We start from the raw sequence: 6,176 nt of genomic DNA, 5'->3' as shown, positions 1-6,176 counted from the left end.
GTCGTCTCGGTGGTCATAGCGGGAGGGTTTCACGCCCGGTCCCATTCCGAACCCGGAAGCTAAGACTCCCAGCGCCGATGGTACTGCACTCGCTAGGGTGTGGGAGAGTAGGACACCGCCGAGCACACACGTTGATGTTTGGAGGGCGTGGGCCCCGCACACTGGTGCGGTGGGCCCGCGCCCTCCAAACGTCTTCCCAGGGCCCCCTGGGGCGCCGCGGCCCGGCCCACACCCGGCCCCGCACAAGCTCCTGCCAGGTCGAAGGGGGGCCGGGCCCACACCGCCGGCCACCAGGCCCCCGCACCCGTGAACCCAGCAACCGCGGGCGGGGACAACCGCGGGACACCCCACCAGACCGATACTGCGGCGAGAACGTGAGACGGGCCCTAGGCCCTCTGGCCTGTACCTTCGCCTCTTGAGCGGGGACGATGGCGCCGTGACTCATTCCGTTGAAGTTCCCTACGATCCGCACGACCCGGATCCTGCAATCGACGCAGATCGGCTCATGCTCCAGTCGGCCGTGGTCCTACGGCTGGGAAGCATGATGCTGGCCGCAGGCGCTGGTTCCTACCGCATCAAGGCGTCGATGGCGCGTGCTGCCTCAGCCGTCGGCCTCGACCGTCACGAGGCGACGGTGACGATGACTGAGATCGTCGCCTCGTCGTACGTAGGGGACCGGTTCCGCACCGAGGCCTGCGAGGTTCGGGGCGTCGGCGTCAACGTCGACAAGCTCGAGGCGCTGCGCCGTATCGTCCACGACCTTCATGCCCACGAGACTGTCGAGCACCTCAATGAGAAGCTCGACGAGATCGACCACATGCGCACCCTCTACGGTGACCTCCTCAACGCCGCAGCGTCCGGCGTGGCATGCGCCGGATTCTGCTTTCTCAACAAGGGCGGTTGGGTTGAGTGCCTCACGGTGCTCGTCGCCGCGTTCATCGGGCAATGGGTCCGCCGACAGATGCTGGAGCGGAAGTACCAGCACTTCTTCACCTGGCTGGTTTGCGGTGTCGTCGCCTCGGGGGTTTACATGGCGGTCGTCGCAGGGCTCGGTGCGAGCGGGCTCGTCTCCGGGAACCACCAGGGAGGGATTATCTCCGCGATCCTCTTCCTCATTCCAGGTTTCCCGATGGTGACGGCCATGCTCGACCTGGTGCGGCAGGACTTCTCCTCCGCACTGTCGCGTGCGGGCTACGTGGTTCTCGTGATGGCGGCTGCCGGCGTCGCGGTCTGGAGCGTCACCTATGTGTTCAGCTGGCAGGTGGACGCCACGACGACCGCCTACCCGACAGGCTGGGTCCTCAACCTCCTGAGGTTCTTCTGCTCCTTCATCGCGGCCTACGGCTTCGCCATGCTCTTCAACGCGGGTACCCGCGCCTGTGTCCTCGCGGCCATCGTGGGCGCCCTCGCGAACACGGGACGGCTGCTCCTCATCGACTACCTCAACGTGCCCTGGCAGATGGCCGTCGGCCTGGCAGCTGTCACCATCGGTCTGCTCGCTCAGCTGTTCGTCAACCGGGCTAGCCTGTCCCGGGTCGCCCTGTCGGTGCCGGCCGTCGTCATCATGATCCCTGGCGTGCCCTTCTATCGTGCGATCTCTGCGCTGAACAACACCACTGTCGACGCATCCGTCGCCGTCGGCTCCGCCGCGTCGAACCTGGCCGAGGTCTTCTTCGTCATCACCGCGATCGGTGTCGGCCTCGCCCTCGCGCGCATCTTCACGGACCACAACTGGCGCCACGACACCCCGACGTCGGTGCGCGTCATTCTGCCCGACGACGAGGCTGAGAGCGCTGCCGCTGGTCACCCGGCGCCGGAGGCCGCGCAGGTCATCGTCGAGGACGGCGTCGAGCTCGACGACTGACCCGGGGACGGGAGCGCTGGCGTCGGCCCTTGCTTCAGGATCGCCATCACGTCTCGCACGCCCTCACGCTCAACGCGGCGCCGCACCCCTCACCGGGGTACGGCGCCGCGTTCGTGCTGATGACGGCCGGGGACCGTGTCAGAGCCCGCCGAGGAACTGTGCGATGAAGATCTTCACGATCATGGCCACCGGGTAGACCATCGCGTAGCCGAGAGCGACGCGCGGGTCTGAGCCCGTGCGCTCGTTGGCGAAGGCGAGTACCGCGGGCTGGGTCTGGGCACCGCCGATGAGGCCCGCGAGGCGTGTCCCGCCCATGCGGAAGCCCCAACGCATCGCCACGTACAGCGTGAGCCCCACGATCGTCGTGATGACGAAGCCCGTGATGAGGATGCGCCACCAGTCACCACCGGTGAAGGCGTGGGCGATCTGCCCACCGGCCTTCGTGCCGGCCTGCGCGAGGAACATGAGAAGACCGAGCTCGGAGAGCACGGCCGTCGCCGTGTAGGGCAGGGCCGTGACGAAGCCGCGCACTCGTCCCACGCGCCCGAAGAGCAGACCGATGAGGAGCGTCCCCGCCGCTGAGCCGATGGAGAAGGTGGCCCCGCTCGGCGTGAGGAACTTCCACTCGCCGATCACGACGCCGAGTGCCATGCCCAGCCCCAGCGCGATCGGGTTGAGCGATGCGAGGCCCCGTGTCGAGTCCCCGAAGAACGCGGATATCTCGTTCATGCGGCCGGTCGGCGCCACGACCCGGACGCGGTCACCCTGCTGCAGGACGAGGTCGGGGGTGCCGACCATGTCGACGTCGCCGCGCCGCACGCGCGAGATCGTCGCGTCGAACGTGTGGTCGACGTCGATGTCGGCGATGGTGCGGCCAGCGAGCTTCGGGTCGGAGACCGTGATCCTGCGGAAGTCGAGGTAGCGCCGGTCCTCGATGAGCGAGTGCGAGGACGGGTGGCCCAGTGCAGTGATGACGTGGCCCACGGCGTCCTGGGTCCCGATGACGGTCACCAGGTCTCCCTCGTAGAGGCGGTCCTCGCGGCTCGGCCTCGTGATCGGTCCGGTCTCGCCGCGCCGTAGCCGGGAGAAGCGCAGCTCGCCGGGGATCGTCTCGAGGAGGTCGCCGAGCATGGGGGAGTCCGAGCGCTCGACGCGCACGGTCCGGTTGACCAACGGCGAGGGCGCGTCGCTGTCCGCGCGGCGGTACCGCAGGGCGAGGAGACAGAAGAGGAGCATCCCGATGACGCCGTAGAGGTAGGCGACGGCGTAGCCGACGGTCGCGATCGCGGCCCCGTCGGCGTTGCCGGCGAGCGTGGCCGCGTTGCCCGCCGCGGCGAGCGACGGCGTGTTCGTGAGCGCCCCCGCGTAGGCGCCGGCGATCATGGCGGGGCTCAGACCCAGCGCGCTCCCGACGGCGTACCCGGCGGCCGCCGCAGCGACGAAGGCGGCGAGCATGACCACCAGCGGCCCGACGGCGGTCCGGATGACGTGGAAGAAGTTCGGACCCGACTGGATGCCGATGGCGAAGGTGAAGATCGCGAGCCCCAGCGTGCCCATGGGTGCGGGGATCTCGATGACGACGCCCTCGGAGGCGGCGAAGGCTGCGAGAAGGATCCCGGCGAAGAGAACGGCGGCGGCGCCCAGGCTGACCCCCTTCGCCTTGACGTGCCCGATGAGCATGCCGATGCCGATGAGCAGGAACAGGGTGAGGACGGCGTTCTCCGCGAGATGGGAGAGGAGTGCGATGACCACGTCGGCGGTGCCCGGCCTTTCATGCGCCTCGCGTCGTTGCGGGGCGGGTGGGTGTACTGCGTTCCCGAAGGATTGTGCCGTCTCCGCGGTGAACGAAGGGCGGACTTCGGTCCGGGGCGGAGCACGGTCTCCCGTCCCGATGGGTGAGCGGTGATTCCACGATATGAGATCGCGGCTCCCCTAGTGACACAGGTGCGTAACGTTCCCATCACCGACACGCAGTCGGTCCACCCACACGGACAGGAGGGGATCGATGGAACGCTCCGACGCCTCCACGACCCAGGACCGGCAGGTGATGACAGGCGCCGAGGCCCTCGTGCGCGCGCTCGAGGACATCGGCGTCACCGACATCTTCGGCATGCCCGGAGGCGCCATCCTGCCGTTCTACGACCCGCTGCTCACGAGCTCGCGGATCCGTCACGTCCTCGTCCGGCACGAGCAGGGCGCTGGGCACGCGGCCGAGGGGTACGCCGTGGCCACGGGACGCGTCGGCGTCTGCGTCGCCACCTCGGGTCCCGGCGCCACGAACCTCATCACCGCCATCGGCGACGCCCACATGGACTCGGTGCCGATGGTAGCCATCACCGGCCAGGTCGGCTCCGGCGCCATCGGAACCGACGCCTTCCAGGAGGCCGACATCATCGGTGCGACGATGCCCTTCGTCAAGCACTCCTTCCTCATCACGAAGGCGGAGGAGATTCCGACGCGCGTCGCCGAGGCCTTCCACCTCGCCGCGACCGGCCGGCCCGGCCCCGTCCTCATCGACGTCTCCAAGGACGCCCAGACGACAGAGATCGAGTACCGGCCCGCCAGCGCCCTCGAGCTGCCCGGCTACGCGCTGCCGGGCCGCCCCAACCAGCGCAAGCTCGCGCAGGCCGCCGAGGTCATCGCCTCCGCCGAGCGGCCCGTCCTCTACCTGGGCGGCGGTCTCAACCGTGCCGACGTCCCGCAGGACGAGCTCCTCGCCCTCGTCGACCTCATCGGCGCCCCGTTCACGACGACCCTGACCGCCCTCGACGTCCTGCCGAGTGGCCACCCGCTCAACCTCGGCATGCCCGGCATGCATGGGACCGTGGCAGCCGTCGGCGCCCTCCAGCGCGCTGACGTCATCGTCTGCCTCGGCGCCCGCTTCGACGACCGCGTCACCGGCAAGCCGGACACCTTCGCCCGGCGCGCCACGATCATCCACGTCGACGTCGACCCCGCCGAGATCTCCAAGATCCGCACTGCGGACGTGCCGGTCGTCGGCGACCTCAAGGACGTCGTCCCCGCGCTCACCAAGGCCTGCGAGCGTCAGTTCGCCGACGAGGAGCGCGCCGACATCGACCAGTGGCTCACCGAGGTCGAGCACATCCGGATTACCTATCCGACGTCGTGGACCGATACTGACGACGGGCTCCTCCAGCCCCAGGAGGTGCTCACGCACCTCGACAAGGCTGCCAGCGACGACACCATCTGGGTCACCGGCGTAGGTCAGCACCAGATGTGGGCCGCCCACTACCTCTCGTTCCACGAGCCGCACACCTGGCTCACCTCGGCCGGCGCCGGCACCATGGGCTACGGCGTGCCGGCCGCCATGGGTGCCAAGGTCGGGGCCCCGGACCGCCCGGTCTGGCTCATCGACGGCGACGGCTGCTTCCAGATGACCAACCAGGAGCTGGCCACCTGCACCCTCAACGAGATCCCGATCAAGGTCGCGATCATCAACAACTCCTCGCTCGGTATGGTCCGCCAGTGGCAGACGCTGTTCTACGGGCAGCGCTACTCCAACACGGACCTCTACACCGGAGCGGGGACGCAGCGGGTGCCGGACTTCGTCAGGCTCGCCGAGGCCTACGGTGCCGTCGGGCTGCGCTGCGAGCGCCTCGAGGACGTCGACGACGTCATCGCCCAGGCCAACTCCATCAACGACCGGCCGGTCGTCGTCGACTTCATCTGCTCCGCGGACTCCCAGGTCTGGCCGATGGTGGCCGCCGGCGTGTCCAACGACGAGATCCAGTACGCGCGGGGCATGAGCCCCCAGTGGGAAGAGGAGTGAGACCGTGAGCGAGAAGCACACGCTGTCCGTCCTGGTCGAGAACAAGCCCGGCGTCCTCACGCGCGTCTCGGCGCTCTTCACTCGCCGCGGCTTCAACATCCACTCCCTTGCCGTCGGCCCGACCGAGCATGAGGACGTCTCGCGCATCACAGTCATCGCGGACGCCGAGGGGCAGGCGATGGAGCAGGTGACCAAGCAGCTCAACAAGCTGGTCAACGTGCTCAAGATCGTCGAGCTCGATCCGGAGACCTCCGTCGGCCGCGAGCTCTACCTCATCAAGGTCCGTGCGGACGACGCCAACCGCACGGCCGTCCTCCAGATCGTCGACCTCTTCCGCGCGCACGTGGTCGACGTCGCTCCGACGTCCGTGGTCATCGAGACCGTCGGCTCGGAGAACAAGGTCAAGGCGCTGCTGGAGGCTCTTGACCCCTACGGGGTCAAGGAGATCGTCCAGTCCGGCGCCGTCGCCATCACGCGCGGCCCACGATCCATCACCGACCAACTCAAGGAGAAGTGAGAAAC

The 6,176-nt window shown here is 68.6% G+C and carries 3 protein-coding genes, 1 rRNA gene and 1 pseudogene; 4 read left to right on the top strand and 1 reads right to left on the bottom strand.

Annotation, left to right across the window (positions count from 1 at the left end; all coding sequences use genetic code 11):
* Positions 1-5 precede the first annotated feature (5 nt).
* Together rrf and IXW69_RS03265 are read left to right on the top strand one after the other, a co-directional pair.
* A 5S ribosomal RNA gene (gene rrf, locus IXW69_RS03270) occupies positions 6-124 on the top strand.
* A 381-nt stretch (positions 125-505) separates the two neighbouring features.
* Complete coding sequence (locus tag IXW69_RS03265) at positions 506-1,864, top strand: threonine/serine exporter family protein (protein ID WP_194784941.1); 1,359 nt, start codon at positions 506-508, stop codon at positions 1,862-1,864.
* Between the two features lie 138 nt (positions 1,865-2,002).
* Here IXW69_RS03265 and IXW69_RS03260 read toward each other — a convergent pair whose 3' ends face one another.
* Complete coding sequence (locus IXW69_RS03260) at positions 2,003-3,616, bottom strand: aspartate:alanine exchanger family transporter (RefSeq protein WP_194784940.1); 1,614 nt, start codon at positions 3,614-3,616, stop codon at positions 2,003-2,005.
* Positions 3,617-3,836: 220 nt separating this feature from the next.
* On the opposite strand from IXW69_RS03260, the pseudogene IXW69_RS03255 reads away from it, so the two are divergent.
* Together IXW69_RS03255 and ilvN are read left to right on the top strand one after the other, a co-directional pair.
* Positions 3,837-5,654 (top strand): annotated as a pseudogene (locus IXW69_RS03255) (acetolactate synthase large subunit); the annotation flags it as partial.
* A gap of 4 nt (positions 5,655-5,658) precedes the next feature.
* Positions 5,659-6,171, top strand: coding sequence for an acetolactate synthase small subunit (gene ilvN / locus IXW69_RS03250; protein ID WP_194784938.1), 513 nt, complete (start codon positions 5,659-5,661; stop codon positions 6,169-6,171).
* The last annotated feature ends 5 nt before the right edge of the window (positions 6,172-6,176 follow it).

It is taken from the genome of Actinomyces haliotis (assembly GCF_015355765.1).
Lineage (GTDB): Bacteria > Actinomycetota > Actinomycetes > Actinomycetales > Actinomycetaceae > Actinomyces > Actinomyces haliotis.
The sequence above is the reverse complement of the archived record's forward strand: the minus strand, read 5'-3'. Positions and strand labels throughout refer to the sequence as shown.